The 19,290-nt window shown below is 58.9% G+C and carries 14 protein-coding genes; 4 read left to right on the forward strand and 10 right to left on the reverse strand.

Going from position 1 to position 19,290, the window contains the following annotated elements; genetic code table 11:
- Positions 1–39: 39 nt before the first annotated feature.
- The 3 genes from B1H58_RS04510 to ascF form a co-directional block, all read right to left on the reverse strand.
- Entirely contained in the window at positions 40–3,075 is a 3,036-nt protein-coding gene (locus B1H58_RS04510) for an autotransporter outer membrane beta-barrel domain-containing protein (protein ID WP_237172478.1), read from the reverse strand.
- Between the two features lie 1,139 nt (positions 3,076–4,214).
- Positions 4,215–5,642: a 6-phospho-beta-glucosidase gene (locus B1H58_RS04515; protein ID WP_418304137.1), complete on the reverse strand. Its 1,428-nt coding sequence runs from the start codon at positions 5,640–5,642 to the stop codon at positions 4,215–4,217.
- A 12-nt stretch (positions 5,643–5,654) separates the two neighbouring features.
- On the reverse strand, positions 5,655–7,115 hold the full coding sequence (gene ascF, locus B1H58_RS04520) for a PTS cellobiose/arbutin/salicin transporter subunit IIBC (RefSeq protein ID WP_085068192.1): 1,461 nt from the start codon (positions 7,113–7,115) through the stop codon (positions 5,655–5,657).
- Between the two features lie 945 nt (positions 7,116–8,060).
- Between ascF and B1H58_RS04525 the strand changes: the two genes are divergently transcribed.
- Together B1H58_RS04525 and B1H58_RS04530 are read left to right on the forward strand one after the other, a co-directional pair.
- A complete protein-coding gene (locus B1H58_RS04525; protein ID WP_085068193.1) occupies positions 8,061–9,077 on the forward strand; it encodes a LacI family DNA-binding transcriptional regulator in 1,017 nt (338 codons plus the stop codon).
- Between the two features lie 113 nt (positions 9,078–9,190).
- Positions 9,191–9,763, forward strand: a complete 573-nt coding sequence (locus B1H58_RS04530) for a sterol desaturase family protein (protein WP_085068194.1) — start codon at positions 9,191–9,193, stop codon at positions 9,761–9,763.
- Here the strand turns inward: B1H58_RS04530 and crtB are convergent.
- The 7 genes from crtB to B1H58_RS04565 all read right to left on the reverse strand — a co-directional run bounded on the left by crtB (position 9,678) and on the right by B1H58_RS04565 (position 17,264).
- Positions 9,678–10,628 (reverse strand): 15-cis-phytoene synthase CrtB, encoded by a 951-nt coding sequence (gene crtB / locus B1H58_RS04535; protein WP_085068195.1) that lies wholly within the window; start codon positions 10,626–10,628, stop codon positions 9,678–9,680. The two genes, B1H58_RS04530 and crtB, sit on opposite strands and share 86 nt — an antisense overlap.
- On the reverse strand, positions 10,628–12,106 hold the full coding sequence (locus B1H58_RS04540; RefSeq protein WP_085068196.1) for a phytoene desaturase: 1,479 nt from the start codon (positions 12,104–12,106) through the stop codon (positions 10,628–10,630). Before B1H58_RS04540 ends, crtB begins: the two co-directional genes overlap by 1 nt.
- Positions 12,099–13,277 (reverse strand): lycopene beta-cyclase CrtY, encoded by a 1,179-nt coding sequence (crtY, locus tag B1H58_RS04545; protein ID WP_085068197.1) that lies wholly within the window; start codon positions 13,275–13,277, stop codon positions 12,099–12,101. Before crtY ends, B1H58_RS04540 begins: the two co-directional genes overlap by 8 nt.
- Complete coding sequence (locus B1H58_RS04550; protein ID WP_085068198.1) at positions 13,274–14,539, reverse strand: glycosyltransferase; 1,266 nt, start codon at positions 14,537–14,539, stop codon at positions 13,274–13,276. The genes crtY and B1H58_RS04550 overlap by 4 nt, the downstream gene beginning before the upstream one ends.
- On the reverse strand, positions 14,536–15,564 hold the full coding sequence (gene fni / locus B1H58_RS04555) for a type 2 isopentenyl-diphosphate Delta-isomerase (protein ID WP_085068199.1): 1,029 nt from the start codon (positions 15,562–15,564) through the stop codon (positions 14,536–14,538). The genes B1H58_RS04550 and fni overlap by 4 nt, the downstream gene beginning before the upstream one ends.
- Positions 15,564–16,481 carry a polyprenyl synthetase family protein gene (locus B1H58_RS04560; RefSeq protein WP_085068200.1) on the reverse strand — a complete coding sequence of 306 codons (918 nt, stop codon included), beginning with the start codon at positions 16,479–16,481 and terminating at the stop codon, positions 15,564–15,566. The genes fni and B1H58_RS04560 overlap by 1 nt, the downstream gene beginning before the upstream one ends.
- Before the next feature lie 231 nt (positions 16,482–16,712).
- Positions 16,713–17,264, reverse strand: a complete 552-nt coding sequence (locus tag B1H58_RS04565; protein ID WP_085068201.1) for a YtfJ family protein — start codon at positions 17,262–17,264, stop codon at positions 16,713–16,715.
- A gap of 179 nt (positions 17,265–17,443) precedes the next feature.
- On the opposite strand from B1H58_RS04565, the gene B1H58_RS04570 reads away from it, so the two are divergent.
- Positions 17,444–18,457: an HNH endonuclease gene (locus B1H58_RS04570; RefSeq protein ID WP_085068202.1), complete on the forward strand. Its 1,014-nt coding sequence runs from the start codon at positions 17,444–17,446 to the stop codon at positions 18,455–18,457.
- Entirely contained in the window at positions 18,457–19,038 is a 582-nt protein-coding gene (locus B1H58_RS04575) for a class I SAM-dependent methyltransferase (RefSeq protein ID WP_085068203.1), read from the forward strand. The genes B1H58_RS04570 and B1H58_RS04575 overlap by 1 nt, the downstream gene beginning before the upstream one ends.
- The last annotated feature ends 252 nt before the right edge of the window (positions 19,039–19,290 follow it).

Raw genomic sequence — 19,290 nt, forward strand, 5'->3', positions numbered from 1 at the left:
AGGGAAAACGGGGCCGCTAACGGCCCCGTTGGATATCACTTAAAAGTTCCAGCTAAAGCCCGCGTTGACGCTGTTATCCTGATGGTTTTCCGATAACAGTCCGCTGTAGCCCAGCGACAGATGCGAGTTGCTGTTTAACGCCACCTTAGCGCTGGCTTTGATCACGGCACCATCGCGCGAAGCAGAGACGCTGTTCACCACAAACGGTGCGCTACTGCCGTTGAACTTCAGCCCGGTCCCCCGATCCAGCTCGCCGTACTGATGCTGCCAGCCCAGTTCACCGCGCAGCGCGATTGATGTTCCGCCGTTAACATCCCATTGCAGATCGGAACGCAGACCCAGCGTTGAGAAAGTGGCGTCCGTGTGCTGCCTGTCGCCATGCAGCGCCGCCGCGCCGCCCTGTTCGGCAATGCGGTTGTTCTGGAAGTTAACGTAAGAGAGACTGGCGAACGGTTCGAGGTTAACCAGCCCTGCCGGGATGCTGTAACCCGCTTCGGCAAAGAACTGCTCGGTACGTGCGCTGTACTGCGCGTTAGCCCAATCGTACTGGCTGCCGTAGCTCACGGAACGCGAGGTATCGAAACGATGCCAGGTGTAGCCTGCACCAGCACGCAGCGCCAGCGCGCCATACGCTTTGCCGCCATAGAGGCCCAGATGGTAGTTATCGCTATCCGCACTGGCTCCGTAGCCGCCGTCCAGCGAGGTACGGGTGTAACCCGTTGCCACGCCCATGCGCGCATCGTCCGCCCAGGCGGAATCCAGCCCCAGCAGTACGCCATAGGTGGATGCCTGATAGCCGGTGGCGTTGGCATCACCGGAAGCGTGATCCCACGCGCCCAGCAGTTTCGCCCATGCGCCGCCCTCATCCGCTTTGATTTGTGACGAATCCGCCAGACCTTCCGCCTGACGCAGGCGATCGTTGAGCGTATCGCGCAAATAGCGGCTGTCATTGACCTGCGCCGAGGCGATATCAGCATGTACCTGACCGGAGAGCTGACGGAACGCCTGACGCGCTTCGCCAGCCGATCCGCTCAGCAGCAGACTTTCATAGACTGGGTTGCCTGCGCCCAGCGCTTCCGCCGCCTGCGCAACCGAACGCTCATTTGCCGTTTCCGCCACGCTGGCGAAGGTGGCATCGTTACGTCCGACCGCCAGCGTGAGCTGGTTCGCCTGATAGCTGAGGGAGGTGCCGAGAAAGGTAAAGGCATAGTTGGGCAGCAGGCTGTCAAACTGACCGCTGATGCCCTGCTCTGCCGTCAGGATGTTATACCGCCCCGTCAGCGTTTGTAGTTCGCTCTGGCTAAGCAGGTTGCTGCTGTTTTCCAGCGAGACCCTGACTTCACCGCCGTTAATGGCGATTGCGCCGGTACTGGCGATGCGGTCGCTGCGTCCTTCCGGCGCGACCTCTACCGCATAGCGCGATCCCTGTTCAAAGGTAACGTCGCCGTTGACGGTAAGCGTGCCGATAGAATTGCCTGGCGCGACGGTACCGCCGTTGGCGACGGTTAATGCGCCCGTGCTGCCCGATCCCCCCAGCACGCCCTGTTGCTGCACCGTGACATCAGACGTGACTGAACCGTTAACCGCCAGCAGGCCGGCGTTAATCAGCGTCGGGCCGGAGTAAGTGTTGCTGCCGGTGAGCCAGAGCGATCCTGCACCTTCTTTGGTCAATCCGCCGTGGCCAGAGATGTCGTTAGACCAGACGTCAAAATCACACTGCGCCTCGTTACAGATACGCTGATAAGGGGTGCCAGCATCTACCGTAGCGCCGATGCCGGGAATGTTAGCGACAAACTGCGTTGGGCCATAGGCCACGCCATCCGGATCCGGCACGCGCAGCGCTTCAGGGATATCTTCTACGGTGTAGAACATGCCCGGCCCGTTAATTGCTTTACCGAGGTCGATCATGCCCCAACCATAGAGTTCATCAATGCCCGCTTCGCCCATATCAACGGCGGTGGTTTTCAGTACCTGCGCAATCTGTGCGCCGGTCATATAAGGGAAACGTTCCATCAGCACTGCCGCACTGCCTGATACATGCGGTGAAGCCATGGAGGTGCCGCTGTAGTTGGCGTAGCTGGTGGTAAGGTTATCGATGCTGTCGCCCTCGATTATCGAGCTGTAAATACGCGAGCCCGGCGCGGAGACGCAGAAGCTGGCGGTGTAGCCGCAGCGGGAGGAGAAGCCGCTTAGGGTGTAGGGCACGCTGTTGGCGGATGCGGGATCGCGCGCGACGCTGGCGACGGTGAGCCAGGTAGGGGTGATTTCTGGTACAAAGTAAGCCAGACCCGCGATAGCGTCGGGGTTGTTGAGGTTGTCATCGTTGCCGGCAGAGAAGATGGTGATGATGCCGCTGCGAGCGACTTCAATTGCGCCCTGATAAGCGCCGCCGGGTACGGTGCCAAGGATCTGTTTAATCTGGTCGAACTGTTTTTGCGCATCATTGACGGTGAAGTGCGGATAAGCGGGATCGCTGCCGCCCTGGGCAAATTTGTCGGTGATGCCGATGCCCCAGCTGTTATTGATAATGCGCACGCCGCTTTCTCTGAGCGCATCCCAGCCTGCTTTATAAACTGCGCCATCGTTTCCAAGGATGATGCCATCTTCCGGGCCGGGGTCGCCGTTTTCTGCACTGACAATTTGCGCCCCCCAGGCGACGCCATGCATAGCTCCACCATCGCGGCTGCCGGCGGCGATACCGGCTACGTGGGTACCGTGCGATCCCAGTTCACCATCTGAATCAACGCTGGGCGTGCCGTCATAGCGGAAGGCATCGCCTGCTTTTACCGGAATGTAAGGGTCGGTGTAGGCGCGTATGCCTTCAGTGACAAGGTTGATGACTTTGTCGGTACCGACAAATTCGGGGTGTTTGGCATAGACCGACTGATCGAAGATGCCGACTTTGACGCCTTTGCCACTGTAGCCAGCGGCGTAGGCTTTATCAGCATTGATCGCGCCCAGTCCCCACTCGGCGTCATATTCGCTGCTGCGCCAGCTGGCTGGATCACCCGCTACGCCCTGTTCGATATAGTTGTTCGCTGCTGCCTGTCCTACCGCTCCCAGGCAAACCGCCACTGCCAGCGCGCTTAACCGTACGCGTTTTGCTTTTGTCTCAGGCCGTGTAACGCGCTGAGGCACAGTCAACCTTCTGCTTTTATTTGCCATTGCAGATACCGTCCGTTATTGGTTTTCAGATAAGGATTTTTAAAAGTTTCAATTTGAAAAAGATGAAGCACCGCGCTGATGGAGTGCGGCGTAAATATCAGGTTTGGCAGAAAAGTTTTATTTCCGCCAGTAACAGGATGAAATATATGGATGTAAAATGGTGACTTTCTTCATATTATTTTCATATATTTTACGATTCAGTTTGTTGCAAAAATTCAAAATTAATAATCAAGAGTTTATTAATTGGTTTAAGGTGAGATTTTTCTTAAAGGATTGTTTTTGAGATTCGAACCGTGATTAATTACTTAACGTGCGTTATTTAATGCCGATTAGTTAATAAAGAATTTAATGTGCGGTAATAAGTAAGGGTAAGAAGTTGGTTATAAGCCGCCTGGTTCCGTGGGTTGAGGCTGGCGGGCGTTAGCGGCGTGGTTGAGTGGGCTGGGGGTTGTGGGGGCGTCAGCGGCGCGTTGTGTGGGCTGGGGTTGCGGGGGCGTCAGCGGCGCGGTTGCGTAGGCTGGGGGGGCGTCAGCGGCGGGCGGCCCGTTCCGTAAAGACGCAAAAAACGTCATCCATGACAGCTCGTCCCGCGCCTTCCCTGGCGCGGGACGCTTTACTCCACGATCCGCCCGCCGCTTCCCTGACTCCTGAGTCGCCTGCCGCCGCTGATTTAACGATTGTGTCGCCTGCTCGTCGCTGATTTAACTGCCGTGTCGTCTGTTGTCGCTTCCCGTACTTGTGAGTCGCCTGCCTATTACTGATTTGTGGGGTTTTCAATGGTTAAGTCCCGAAGCGCAGGATAGAAGGAGTGGGAGGGCCGGGGCCGGGAGGCGGACCTCCCGCGCCAGGGAGGGCGCGGGCGGAGGCCCCAGGGATGGGTGCATGCCGTGCCGCCGATGGCCCCGGCCCTCCCGCGACCAGCACGAACCTGTTACAAACTGGCGTCCCGGTTCCACAACCGGCACGAACCAGTTACAGGCTGGCGTTCAGGTTCCACAACCAGCACGAACCTGCCACAGACTAACGTCCAGGCCCCGCGACCAACCCCATCACTCTAAATCCGCACCGTTACTGGCTATCACTTTCTTATACCACCAGAACGACTTCTTACGCGTACGTGCCAGCGTACCCTGACCGCGATCGTCACGATCAACATACACAAAACCGTAGCGCTTACTCATCTCACCCGTAGAGGCCGACACCAAATCAATACAGCCCCAACTGGTATAACCCATAATCGGAATGCCATCCTCGATCGCCTCCGCCATCGCCCGAATATGCTCGCGCAAATAACGAATGCGGTAATCATCCTCAATCTCACCTTGAGCATTAACCACATCCTTCGCGCCCAGCCCGTTCTCCACCAAAAACAATGGCTTCTGATAACGGTCATACATCATATTCATGGTAATGCGCAGACCCAGCGGATCGATGCCCCAGCCCCATTCGCTGGCCTCAATAAACGGGTTTTTCAAAGACTTAACAATATTCGCCGCACTGGTATTCTCGTTATTCATATCTGCCGAAGCGCAGCGCGAAGCGTAATAGCTGAAAGAAACGAAATCGACCGTATTCTTCAGAATCTCCTCGTCGCCCGGCTGAATCTCAATAGCGATCCCCTGCTCACGGAACATACGCTTTGTCCATGCCGGATAAGCGCCGCGCGCCTGCACATCAATAAAAAACAGATTCTCCCGATCCTTCTCCAGCGCCGCCCAGACATCCTCTGGCTTACAGGAATAAGGATAAAAATTGCCGCCCGCCAGCATACAGCCGACCTGGTTTTGCGGATTCACCTCATGGGCAATCTTCGTTGCCAGTGCGCTGGCCAGCAGTTCATGATGCGCCGCCTGATATTTTACCTGCTGTGGATCCTCGCCCTCAGTAAATACCAGCCCCGCGCCGGAAAACGGACTGTGCAGCAAAATATTGATCTCATTAAACGTCAGCCAGTATTTCACCAGTCCGTCAAACGCTTCAAAACAGGTGCGCGCATAGCGCGTAAAAAACTCCACCATTTTACGGCTGCGCCAGGAGCCATATTCTTTTACCAGATGCATCGGTACATCAAAATGGCACAGCGTCACCAGCGGCTCGATATTATATTTTTTGCACTCGTTAAACAGATCGCGATAAAACGCGATACCCGCTTCATTTGGCGTTAGTTCGTCGCCCTGCGGATAAATACGGCTCCAGGCGATGGAGGTACGAAATACTTTAAATCCCATCTCCGCCATTAGCGCGATATCTTCTTTATAACGGTGATAAAAATCGATCGCATCGTGGCTGGGGTAAAATTCATCGTCACGCCACTCAAAGCGTGGCTGCTGACCCAGCTTCACCGCCAAACGATTGGCGCCGTGCGGGATCATATCTACCGTTGCCGGTCCTTTACCGCCTTCACGCCATGCACCCTCGGCCTGATTAGCTGCAATCGCGCCGCCCCATAAAAATCCTGCGGGAAATTTAGTTTCCATATGCATCCTCTGTTAATGCGTTTTAACGGCCTGAGAAGCGGCGGGCCAGGCGGCAGTCTGTTCAGTCGTCTGCTCGCTTTTTTCCTCTACCGGAATATCCTCAAAGCCCAAAATCAAAGTAATAAAGAAAGAAAGCACCACCGCCAGCGCCATCACCGCAAAGACCCAGACAATGCTCATCGGATTCGTTGGATCAAAGAACTGTACGCTGGTAAACAGCCCCGGCGCCGCCATCGAGTGGCTTGCCAGCCCGGCAAAACCAGCGACCGCGCCGCAGATAAAGCCGCTGATCAAACTGGCAATTAAGGGGCGTTTCAGCCGTACCGCCACGCCATACAGCGCCGGTTCGGAGATCCCGGCGACAATCGCCGAGGCAGCAGCAGCCAGTGCAGTCTGGCGCAGCTCCGGGTTTTTGGTGCGCCAGGCAACCGCCAGCGACGATCCGCCAAGGGAAAGGTTAGCGCCGATTTCAGAGGGCATTACCATCCCCTCTTTGCCGGTTTCCGCGATGGTCTGAATAATGGTTGGCGTGAAGACGCGATGCATGCCGGTCATGACCAGCAGCGGCCAGAGCGCGCCCATGATGGCGACGGAGAGCCAGCCAAGGTAGTGATGAATGGTGTAAACCACCGCTGAGATGCCGCTACCGATCCAGATGCCAAGCGGTCCGATCAGCATGATGGCGATCGGCGCGGCGATCAGGACGATCAGCATCGGTTTAAGGAAGTTTTTCGTTACCGCCGGGGTGATTTTATCCACCCATTTTTCTATGTAGGAGAGGATCCAGGTCATGCAGAGCGCCGGGATTACCGTGTAGGTATATTTGACCGCCGTTACCGTTATGCCCGCAAATTCTACGTTTTGTCCCTGGGCGGCTTTCGCCATCAGATCGACAAAGTTAGGATGCACCAGCACACCGGCAATGGCGATCGCCAGCGACATGTTGGTTTTGAATTTTATCGCGGCGGAGGCGGCGACCATGATCGGCAGGAAGAAGAACGCGCCGTCGCCGATGACGTTGAGGATCGCCAGCGTGGAGGATCCTTTGGGGAAGATGCCGGTCATATCGAGGATCATCGCCAGCAGTTTTACCATCGATCCACCGATGATTGCCGGGATCAGCGGCGACATGGTGCCGATCAGCGCATCAAGGATCCCGGCACCGATGCGTCTGAAGGTGAGTTTTCCTTTTTGCGGATCGGGGCGTTGCGCCTGTGCGCCTGCGGGCAGAAGTTTTAATACCTCAGCATAGGCCTGGGAGACGGTGTTGCCGATGATGACCTGGCATTGGTTATCATTTTGCACCACGCCCATGACGCCAGGGATTTTTTTGAGCGTAGCCGCATCGACGCTGCGGTTGTCGTTAAGTACAAAGCGCAGGCGCGTCATGCAGTGGGTTACTGCCGCCACGTTATCACCACCACCAATCGCATCGACTATAGCGCGCGAGATTGCTGCGTAATTCTTTGACATGACTGTGAAACCTCTTGTTATGACGCACTTTTACCGTAGGGTTAACGGTTTTTAGTGTTTATTCAAAGGGTTGGGTAAGCATAATGGCGCTGACGGCCTTATGTTTTCTTCTGCAACAAAATAGGTAACCGGTTTCACATCAGATTGGTTATCCGCCAGAACAAGATCAACTGATATCGATTTTCGCGTTCAGGATTTGTGATTACGATCGTGCTGACTCCTTTCAGTTTATTGTTCAGGAATTGCGGTGGGAGGGCTGAGTGGTTGTCTGAGACAGGAGTTGTACCGGTCGCAGGGGCTGAGTGGTTGTCTGAGACAGGTTCTGTGCCGACCGGGTGGCCGTGTGACTGGCTGGAACAGATTCCGTGCCGGTCGCGGGAGCTGAGTGACTGGTTGGAACAAATTCCGTGCCGGTCGCGGGAGGGCCGGGGCCATCGGCGGCACGGCATGCACCCATCCCTGGGGCCTCCGCCCGCGCCTTCCCTGGCGCGGGAGGTCCACCTCCCGGCCCCGGCCCTCCCACTCCCTCTAGCCCGTGCTTCGGGACTTAACCATTGAAACCCCTACAAATCAGCAATAGGCAGGCAGCTCACAATTACGGGAAGCGGCAACAGGCGACGCGGCAGCTAAATTAGCGACGAACAGGCGACTCAGGAGTCAGGGAAGCGGCGGGCGGATCGTGGAGTAAAGCGTCCCGCGCCAGGGAAGGCGCGGGCCGAGCTGTCATGGATGACGTTTTTTGCGTCTTTACGGAACGGGCCGCCCGCCGCTGACGCCCCCGCACCCCAAGCACACGCAACCGCGCCGCTGACGCCCCCGCATCCCCAGCCCACGCAACCACGCCGCTGACACCCTCGCAGCCCCCAGCCTGCCACCAAACATAATCCGTAACCTTCACGCTAAAAATGTTTAGAATGAGCCGACAGGTCAGAGCGGGGAAAATCGATGTCAACAATGCAGGAAGTGGCGAAAAAAGCGGGCGTCTCCAAAGCGACCGTCTCTCGCGTACTATCAGGTAAAGGATACGTTAGCGAACAAACCCGTAAACAGGTCTTCGCTGCCATTGAAGCCGCTGGCTATCGCCCTAACCTGCTGGCGCGCAACCTCGCTACCAGCAAATCCCAGTGCATCGGCATGGTCGTCACCAACACCCTCTACAGCGGCAGCTACTTCAGCGAAATCCTCTCCCAGGCGGCGAAAAAAGTAGAAGAAAGCGGTCGCCAGCTCATTCTGGTCGACGGCAAACATAGCGCGCAACAGGAGCGCGAAGCGATCGAATTCCTGCTCGACCTGCGCTGCGATGCGATTGTTCTCTATCCGCGCTTCCTCAGCATTGACGAAATGGATGACATCATTGAACAAACGCGCCAGCCCATCGTGGTGGTCAATCGTCGGCTGCGTAAACATCACAGCCATTCCGTCTGCTGCGATCACAAAGGATCGGCCCTTAACGCCACCCAGGCGCTGATCGCGCGCGGCCACCAGCGGATCGCTTTCATCACCGGATCAATCGACTCCCCCACCGCCCTTGAGCGCCTCGCCGGTTACAAAGAGGCGCTGCGTCAGGCAGGCATCGCTGCCGATACGCGACTGATCGTGGAAGGTAAATGGACGCCTGCCTGTGGAGCAAAAGCGGTAGCGCAACTGCTGGAACAACAAACCGCCTTCAGCGCGCTGATCGCCAGCAACGACGACATGGCGGTGGGCGCGCTAAAACAGCTTGCCGTCGCCGGACTGGCAGTGCCGGAACAGGTCTCGCTGCTGGGCTTTGATGACATCCCCGTCGCACCCTTCTTACGCCCCGCGCTCTCCAGCGTAAAAGATCCGGTTACCGACATGATCCATGAAAGCATCAATCGCCTGATCGCCATGCTCGACGGCGGCGACATGCAACTGCGCAACGACTTTGTTTCCGGGTTGATATTGCGTGAATCGGTAAGCGAAGCGCCCACGGCGGAATAACCGCCTGCTCCTGGCTGGCCCGGCAGCCTGCTGACTCTGTTGCTATACTCTGCATCACTTAAATGGGTGGAGATGACCTTTACAGGCATCCTGTTCGGGAAAAAGGAGTCACGATGCTGGTGCTGTGGAACACCCTGATTGTGCTGGCCACCGTCGCCGCGATGGAAATCATCGCTACGCTGGCGCACAAATACATCATGCACGGCTGGGGCTGGGGCTGGCATCTCTCGCATCACGAGCCACGCACCGGCTGGTTTGAAGTCAACGACCTGTACGCCGTGGTCTTTGCGCTGCTGGCGATTGCGCTGATTGCTATCGGTACTTCCGGCGTCTGGCCACTACAGTGGATCGGCGCGGGCATGACCCTCTACGGCGCGCTCTATTTCATGGTACATGATGGCCTGGTGCATCAGCGCTGGCCGTTTCGCTACATTCCACGCCGTGGCTATCTGAAACGTCTCTATATGGCGCACCGCCTGCATCATGCGGTACGCGGCAAAGAAGATTGCGTCTCTTTCGGCTTCCTCTATGCGCCGCCGGTGGAAAAATTACAGGCCATTCTGCGCGAGCGAAACGTTAAAAAACCACGGGCGCAGAAAACTACAGCTTCGCGTGCCCGCTCTTCCGACGCGGGCGCTGCCACAGCTCAGGAGAACGCGGCGGCGGATTCTCAACGCGAGAGCTGAGCGCCAGCGCCGCACCCTTAATCAGTAAACCGATCTTCTCTGTGCGGCTGGTTCCCTGCCGCGTCTCCCAGGCGCGCGCACCCGCCGCGCTGACTTTCACACCAATCTCACGGTAAACGCCATGCGCCGAGGCGATCGCCCAGGCGGATCGCAGCGGCAAGCCGCTCAGTCCTGCCCGCGCCGACGCATAATAAGGCTCTGCCTGCGCGACCAGCCGCTGCGCCAGGTGCGCCAGATCTTCGCGCCGGGCCGGATCGAGAATATCGGCAGAGCGCATCCCTTTCTCGTCCAGCCACGCCTGCGGCAGATAACAGCGCCCCGCCTGCGCATCCTCAACGATATCGCGGGCAATATTGGTTAGCTGAAACGCCAGCCCTAAGTCACAGGCGCGATCCAGCACCGATTCGTCACGTACGCCCATCACCCGCGCCATCATCAGCCCCACCACGCCCGCCACGTGATAGCAATAACGCAGCGTATCTGTGAAGGTCTCATAGTGTGTCTCGCGCACATCCATCGCAAAGCCTTCAAGATGATCGAAGGCCAGCTGCGGCGGGATGGTGTGACGGGTCGCCACCTCCTGAAAGGCGGCAAAGGCTGGCTCCTGCATCTCTGCACCGGCAAAGGCGCGCTGCGTCTCGATTTTCAGCATCTCCAGCCGCTGCGTTGCGCTGCCGCTGCTCACCGCCGGATGATGAAAACCCAGCACCTGTCCATCAATCACATCATCGCAATAGCGGCACCAGGCATAAAGCATCAGTGCGCTGCGACGCGTGCGGGCATCGAACAGCTTCGAGGCGGTGGCAAAACTCTTTGAGCCTGCCGCCATGGTTTCAGTGGCGTGATCCATCAGCGTACTGTTCATCAGCGGAGCGCCTCCAGCATCAGGCCTGCGGTGGCTTTCGCCGAGCCGATCACGCCAGGGATCCCGGCGCCCGGATGCGTGCCCGCGCCCACCAGATAGAGATTGGGGATGCGGCTGTCGCGGTTATGCGGCCGGAACCAGGCGCTTTGGCGCAGTATGGGTTCAATGGAGAACGCCGACCCCTGATGCGCCCCCAACCGATCACGGAAATCAAACGGCGTAAACATCCGGTGCGTCACCAGCTGATCGCGCAGGCCCGGCATATAATGCTGCTCCAGATAAGCAAAAATACGATCGCGCAGACGCGGCCCCTCTACCGTCCAGTCGAGATTTGCCGTGCCCAGATGCGGCACCGGCGCCAGCACGTAGTAGCTGCCGCAGCCGGGCGGTGCCAGCGAAGGATCGGTAACGCAGGGCGCATGCAGATAAAGAGAAAAATCCTCTGACAGCGTGTCGTGATTAAAAATTTCTTCAATCAGCTCTTTATAACGCGGCCCAAAGCAGACGGTGTGATGCGCCAGCTGGCTGTGGTGGTGATTCAGCCCAAAGTAGAGCACAAACAGCGAGTTGCTCATCCGTTTGCGCTTCAGCTTAGTAGCGCGCGCCGCGCCAACCGGATGATGACCCAGCAGCTTTTCATAGGTGTGCACCACATCGGCATTGGAAGCCACCGCTGAGGTGGCAAAACGTCGTCCATCCGCCAGCGCGACCGCGCTGATGCGCGCGCCTTCCGCCTCCAGCTTTGTCACCTCTGCGTTCAGCTCCAGCTGGCCGCCAAGATCCTGAAACAGCCGCACCATGCCCTGCACCAGCGCGCCGGTGCCGCCACGGGCGAACCAGACGCCCCACTCACGCTCCAGCGCGTGGATCAGCGTATAGATCGACGAGGTGGCGAAGGGATTGCCGCCCACCAGCAGCGAATGAAAAGAGAACGCCTGACGCAGATGCTCATTCTCAATAAACTTCGCCACCATGCTGTAGACGCTGCGCCACGCCTGCAGCCGGGCAAGCTGCGGCCCGGCGCGCAACATGTCGCGAAACGACAAAAACGGCACCGTGCCCAGCTTCAGATAACCCTCTTTAAACACCGCTCTGGAGTAATCCAGGAAGCGCCGGTAGCCCTCCACATCGCGCGGGTTAAAGCGCCGGATCTGCGCCTCCAGCCGCGCCTGATCGTTGTCATAATCAAAGCGGTCGCCCGTTTCCCAGCACAAACGATAAAAAGGCGTTACCGGCAGCAGATCCACGTAATCCGCCATCTTTTTGCCCGCCAGGGTAAACAGCTCTTCTATGGCGCTGGGATCGGTAATCACCGTTGGTCCGGCATCAAAGGTAAAGCCCCGATCCTGATAAACATAGGCGCGACCGCCAGGCTTATCGCGCTGTTCCAGCAATAAGGTTGGGATGCCTGCTGCCTGCAGGCGGATCGCTAAGGCCAGGCCGCCAAAACCGGCACCGATTACAATTGTTTTATTCATCACTGAAAGCTCGCAGCCGTGGAGTTTGTTTAAGTATGGCTCGCAGGGCTTCACCAACCGGAACCGGTGGCTTCCCTGTCAGGATCCGTGCCATGTCGATCAGCTTGAGTTGACCGGCGTAAAAGCGGGCGATAAGCCCCTGATGGAGTCCATAAAAGCGCTGCATGACCTGCCAGCGGCGCTCAGGACGTCCGGCCAGGAACAGCATGCGGTTAAGCAGGCGGAAAAAGCGCTGCCGCCGCCACTGCCGCTCAGCGTAATCCTGTATCAGGTGAAACAGCGCGGCGGAGGTCAGGTCGCGCTGCTGCGCAATAAGATCCGCCAGCGCCGCCGCCTGCGGCAGAGAGTAACCGGTGGTGGCGTGGAACAGCCCGGCACGCAGGCCGCTGCACGGCTGGCCCGCCTTCGCCTGCCAGAACGCACGATGATGGCCCGCCAGGGTAATCGGCAGGTTGCCCTGTTCTTCGCGCTGTAGCTGCGCCAGCTTCCAGCCCTGCTGCTGCGCGTAATCACGGATATGCTGGCGCGCCCGATCGCTGCCCAGCGTGGCCCGATCGATATAGTGTGTATCTTCGATCAGCAGTTCGGTAGCAGAGAGCGGCAGCGTATAAACAAAACGGTAGCCCGCCGCCTGATCCACCGTGGCATCCATCAGAATTGGACGCGTCAGCCCGTGCGGCTCGCTGAGCTGCCACTGCTGCCCTAAAAATGCCTGGAAGCCTGCCGTCAGATGCGGGCTGGGCTGATAGCCGCGCCCGTCGATCACCGCCGCCGCGCTGAGCCTCTGCCCGTCAGCCAGCGTGACCGATTGTGGCGTCACGTCACTGACCGCCGTCTGCGTCAGCAGATTATCCCCCAGCGCCGGTGCGATAACCGCCGCAAAGCGTTCTGAGGTAATGCTGAGATAGTCGTTATCCAGCGTGCGGCTCAGCGCCGGAAAGCGCACGTCATAGCCCTGCCAGCGGTGCGCTACCAGCGGTGCCAGCCATTGATGCTGTTCGGGTGTGATATCGTCCTGATGGAACGACCAGGTATGGTTGCCGCCCGGCTGCGCCCCCGCCTCCAGCATCAGCACATGCAGATCCGGCCGCTGCTGGTGCAGCCGCCAGGCGATAAGACCGTTAGCCAGCCCGCCGCCAACTAAAATCAGATCCCAGTGCGGTTTTATCATGCTGCCCCCGCCAGTACCGGACGCCCGGCGTCCAGCGCCTGCTCGGCGATTTGCGCTGCCAGCGCCGCGCCGCCTGCCTGCTGGAGCTGCGGCTGCATCGCCATCAGCCGCTGACGATAGCCGTTGTCGCTTAACAGTGTGGTGAGGTGGTCTGCCAGCGTGTGGCTGCTGGCAAAGCGCGATGCCCGGCGGCCAATGCCGCAGTAGTCCACACGCGCCGCCACGCCCGGCTGATCGAAGGCCAGCGGGATCGCCAGTACCGGCGTGGCGCTGGCGATAGCATCCATCACGGTATTTAATCCGCCGTGGGTGATCACCGCCTGCGCCTGGCTCAGCACCGCAGGCTGATCGGCAAAATCGGTGACCTGAGCGCCGTATGCTGCCAGCTTCGCGGCCTGCGAGGCGTTCAGCCCGCCGCAGTGCGCGATCAGCAGCCGCACGTTTATCTGCCGACAGGCCTGAGCAATCCGCTGAAATAAGCGATAGCGATGTCCCTGTAGCGTGCCCAGCGAAGCGAACACCAGCGGCGGATTGGTCGCCGCCTCCATTGCCAGCGGCGCGGAATGCGCATGGCGTAGCGGCCCCACCGCATGAAAACAGTCCGGCAGCCGACGAGGAAAATCAAACGCCGGCAGCGTCTGGCTGATCTGCGCCAGCGGCGACAGGCATTCATGCAGCCCCCGCCGCTTGCCCAGCCCCAGCGCGCGCGCATGACGGGCGATCACCTCGCCCTGAGGGCGCATCAGCCAGTCATAGACGCGGGTACTGGAGGCATAAAGCTTTTTGCTGCGCGCGTCGGTGGCGTAGTTAAATGGCATCACCGGCAGCGGGATAGTCTCATCGCGATTCACCGGCAGCGCACAGGCCACCGACACGAACGGCAGCCCCAGCGCCTCGGCAACCAGCCCGCCCGCCGCCTCCATCTGATCGACGATCAGCCCGTCCACGCCCAGTTTTTTCAGCGCGGCGGGCAGGTCGCGACACAGCATGTCGGTGGTCTGCGCCAGATCGTTAATCAACCTGAAGATGCCCGGCCCGGAAGGCTGTGCCGTAAGCTGTAGCGTGCGCGCCAGGCTGCCCGGCGGATGGCTGCGTTCGCCAACCACGTAAAAGCCGATGCGCGCATCGTTAAGCAGCGTGCGCGCCTCCGCCTGTTGAATAAAGGTGATGCGATGCCCGCGCTCCAGCAGCTGTTGTGCCAGCGCTTCCAGCGCCCGCACATGACTGTAAAGCGGCGGTGCGATAATGGCGTAGTGACTCATGGATTGCGTACCAGCGTTGCCTGCCGCAGCGCGTTAAGCGTGGCGCTGCCGGTACAGAAGCAGGCTACCCGTAGCTGATCGATAACCACCTGAAAGTGTTCGGCCACTGCCGCGCTGGAGACGGTAGCGCTGCTCAGCACCCCCGCTGCCTGCCCCACCAGCATTGCGCCCAGACGCAGCGCTTTCGCCACGTCGATGCCGTCGCTAACGCCGCCCGATGCGATTAACGGCATCTGCGGCAGCGCCTGATGGAGATCGCTCAGCGCCTGCGCGGTGGGGATCCCCCAGTCAGCAAAGGCCATCGCTACGGCGCGGGCATGCGGCGTGGCGGCGCGTTCGCCCTCTACCGCCGCCCAGCTGGTGCCGCCTGCGCCTGCCACATCCAGCATCGCCACGCCCGCATCCGCCAGCTGGCGCGCAACCGTAACCGAGAGACCCGCACCCACTTCTTTTACTACCACCGGCACAGGCAGTGCGTTAACCGTTTTCCCGATAGCCGCCAGCACGCCGCGCCAGTCACGGTCGCCGCCGCTCTGCAACGCCTCCTGAAGGGGATTCAGATGGATAATCAGCGCATCCGCTTCGATCATATCCACCGCCCGGCGCGCATAGTCCAGCCCTTCCCGGCTGGCGATCTGCGCCGCGCCGAGATTCGCCAGCAGCGCGATATCCGGCGCGACCTGACGCAGTTCACGGGTCAGGCCCCAGTTATCAGGGCTTTCCAGCGCCACGCGCTGCGAACCGACGCCCATCGCCAGCCCCAGCGCCTGCGCCGCCTGTGCCAGATGCAGGTTAATGGTTTTCGCCCGGCTGGCTCCGCCGGTCATGGAGCTGATCAGCAGCGGCGCATGCAGCTTTTTGCCGAACAGCGCGCTGCTTAAGTCGATCTCATCAAGGTTCAGCTCTGGCATCGCACAATGCTCAAAACGCCACTGCGCAAAGCCGGTCGCCTGTTTTTTCACGCTACGGGCCGCATTCAGGACAATATCCAGATGATCGTTTTTGCGTTGGGTTAGATCCGTCATTAACACTCCGGTAGCGATGAGATCCTGTTTTGGCTGAACAGCGCCATCTGTTTATCAAACCAGGCGTGCATAAAACGTCGCGTGGAGGCACCCCGATCGCAGGCGCAGGAGAGATGCTCGTCGGCGCTGCGCAGATGATCGTGCAGCCGCTGATGTACCGCATCGGCGCCCAGCATCGCCACCAGCGTTGCTTTGCCGCTGTCTTTATTGATGTCTTTGCCGGTGCCGTTCAGGCCGTCGGCCAGGTCATCCATCAGCTGGAACGCCTGCCCCAGATCCTGGGCAAAACAGCGCAGCCGCTGACGTGCCTGCGGCGAGGCATTGGCGACGATCGCCGCCATTTGCAGCGTGGCATCGAACAGGCGGCTGGTTTTCAGTTCATTGGTAAGCAGGATAGTTTCGGCGCTGCGCGCTTCGCCGCTCTCATTTAGGTCAAGATACTGACCCTGCACCAGCCCTTGCAGGCCCACAGCGGTAGAGAGTTCGGCAACCGCCTCGGCTTTACAGGCGGGCGACAGCGATTGCGCCTCTGCCACCACGCCGAAGGCGCGACTGAGCAGCGCCACCGCCGCCAGGATAGTGACGTTTTCGCCATACTGCCGATGGATGGTTGGGCGGCCCCGGCGCAGCTGGGCGTTATCCATGCAGGGCATATCATCCAGCATCAGCGAAGCGGCATGCACCATTTCCACGGCGCAGGCGAGGTCAAGCAGGCCGGGCTGTTCGATATCACAACCTAAATCGCGGGCGGCCAGCACCAGCAGCAGTGGACGCACACGCTTACCCGATGCCAGCGTCCCTTCGCGCATCGCGCTGTAGACCAGATCCTGTTGCTCACCGGCAGGCAGCAGCTGATCGAGGCGGTGTTGCAGCGCTTCACGTAGCGTCTGCAGTTCATCTTCATGATTGGCGTTCATCGTTGCTGTCCCTGGTTCCTCATCGTAACTATGTCAACAGAAGATGCTGAATGCGCATGGTGACGGCAGATGGAGAGCCGCAGCGACCTGTATGACAGTGGACCAGAGGCAAAAACAGCCGCGGTTGCACGCGCATTTCTGCCTCGCTGTGTTTGCAAAGCGTAGCGCAATATTCAGAAATTTCCTTTTACGCAGCAATGGCATTACAACCTTTACATGCAGTTAACAGCCTTATGTCAGCAGCTGTTGCAGCAGCGCGATAACCTGCTGCACTTCGCTTTGGGTGAGCGCGCCGTCTTTGGCAAAGCGCACCCGGCCCTGCTTATCCAGCACTATCACCGCCGAGTCACCTTCGGTTAACTGCCAGGCGCGCCGAACCGCGCCCTGCTCATCCACCACGAACTGCACGGTGGGCGTTTCCTGTTTGCTGCTTTCCAGGCTGCGCCGCACGAACATTGCGCTGCCGGGGATTGCGTCATCTGTATTAACGATAGTCGTTATCTGGAACTTTTCGGCGGGGAAACGGGCGTTTTCGATAGCGCCGATCACCGCCGCGTTGCGCTCTTTGGCGGAGAGGCGGCCCGCCATATGCAGCACCACGCCCACCTTGCCGCTGAGCTGCGCGCTGTTCCAGTTCTGCCAGGCGGGCTCGCCCTGTTGCAGCACCAGCTCGCCCCGATCCGTGACGCCAACCGGCGCAAGGCGCGCTCCGTCAATGAAGTTATGGGCTGAGGTAAAAAATGGCAGCGCGCAGAGCAGCAGCACAGGGAGACGCGGCGTCATGGGTTTCTCCAGGGTTAAAGGGAAGCTTCATGACTATAAGCAAAGGTGCCGCGTTTCGCCTGATGAATAGCCAAATAGTGATTTGCATATTATTGAACTGGCATGGTTGAGTATGGGATGCTGTTACAGGTTGAGTTAACGCTTACTGTCCCGCTATCGCAGCATAATCAGGATACCCCATGCGCTTTTATCAGGCTGACCCTACGCTGGAGAACTACTGGCGTGGCGTGATCCTTTTTGGCAACAACGTCGCTTCCTATAAGTTTGCTCTTGCCCATGCGCTGTACGATCTACATCCGCAGGGCCAGACGCTGATCACCCTGGAGGCGCTGGCCGCCCCGTTCGCCCGCCATCTGTGCGCCCATTTACAGGATGCGCCGAAGCAGACCACCTCCAGCCGCAGTCAGTTTCTGGATGCCTGCATGCAGTTTAATCAGGGCGAGCTTAGCGAGGCGCAGCTAACTGAGATCACTGTAAAGCGCGGTTTTGCCAACGTGATCGATGCTTTTCACAACGTGAACCGCGCCGAGATTGGCAAGCGCTTTTTCATTGATGAGCGTAAAACCGCTAAAGGCATCCGCCTGACCGATGATTTTTATCGCCTGACCGAGAGCCAGCAGTTCACGAATTTGATCCATGAGACCGATGCGCGCTGGCGGCTGGTAGAACAGGCGTGGGCGATGGGCGTTTCACGTAATCTGGTGGCGGTTGAGTATGACAGCGAGCAGCAGATGCTGTTTAGCCGCCCGCGCGACCGGCGCATCAACATTACCAGCTGTCGCAACAGCCTGAACGGTTACCAGAAGGGCCGCTGTTTCTATTGCTATCGCGATATCAGCCTGACGCCCGGTGATGAGAACCTGGCAGACGTGGACCACTTTCTGCCGTGGAGCCTGCAGGATAAGGTGAGTAATATTAACGGCGTCTGGAACCTGGTGCTGGCCTGCCAGACCTGCAACCGGGGCGAGAACGGCAAGTTTGCGCGCATCCCTTCCCTGCGGCTGCTGGAACGCCTGCATCATCGCAACGAGTACTTTATTAACAGCCGCCTGCCGCTGCATGAGACGCTGGTTAACCAGACCGGCAGCCAGCCCGCTCAGCGACATGCTTTTCTGCAGCGCGCCTGGCAGACCGGCCTGAACACGCTGATGCATCAATGGGAGCCGGTTGCGCAGGGAGACGCGATATTCTGATGAGCATTAACTATTACCAGCAGCATGCGCAGCGTTTTTTTGATGAGACGGTGCGGGTGGATATGTCAGCGTTACATGACCGCTTTCTGGCTTACCTGCCGCCCGGCGCGCGGATTCTGGATGCGGGCTGCGGCTCCGGGCGCGACGCCAGCGCTTTTCTGGCGCGCGGTTATGCGGTGGAGGCGTTTGATGCCTCATTTGAGATGGCGCAACGCGCCGCTGCCCTGATCGGCCTGCCGGTGCCGGTGATGCGTTTTGAGGATTTCAGCGCGCCTGCGCGCTATGACGGCATCTGGTGCTGCGCTTCGCTGCTGCACGTGGCCGAAGCGGATTTGCCGGCAGTGTTTACCCGCCTGGCAAACGCGCTGAAGCCGAACGGGGTTTGGTATCTTTCATTTAAGCTGGGGCGCGGCGAACGCGAGAAGGACGGCAGGCGGTTTACCGATATGGACGAGGCGCGGCTACGGAAGCTAATGCGCGCGCTGCCCGAGCTGGAGGTTAAAGCGGTGTGGCAGACGGCAGATAAGCGCGTGGGCCGGGATGAGGCGTGGGTAAACGGGCTGGTAATGAAGGTGGGTTGAGCGGCGCAGGAAGCAAATTGTATTAGGGAGCAAAGCTGGAGTGATATGGCCGGAACAGGCCGATTCCATCATGCGCTTTACAGGTGTAAATGAAAATACAGCTTATATGCTGTAAATGCATAAAACAGCGTATAGGCTCTTTATGTAAATAAACGTTTTATTTTCAGGGATTTTAAACGCCTAACTAAATGAGGCTGCAATCGCTATGCCGGAGTCTTTTTAAAGGTGAATGGCTCGATTAGGCGGGATTTA

Origin of the sequence: Pantoea alhagi, from assembly GCF_002101395.1 — a bacterium.
Lineage (GTDB): Bacteria > Pseudomonadota > Gammaproteobacteria > Enterobacterales > Enterobacteriaceae > Mixta > Mixta alhagi.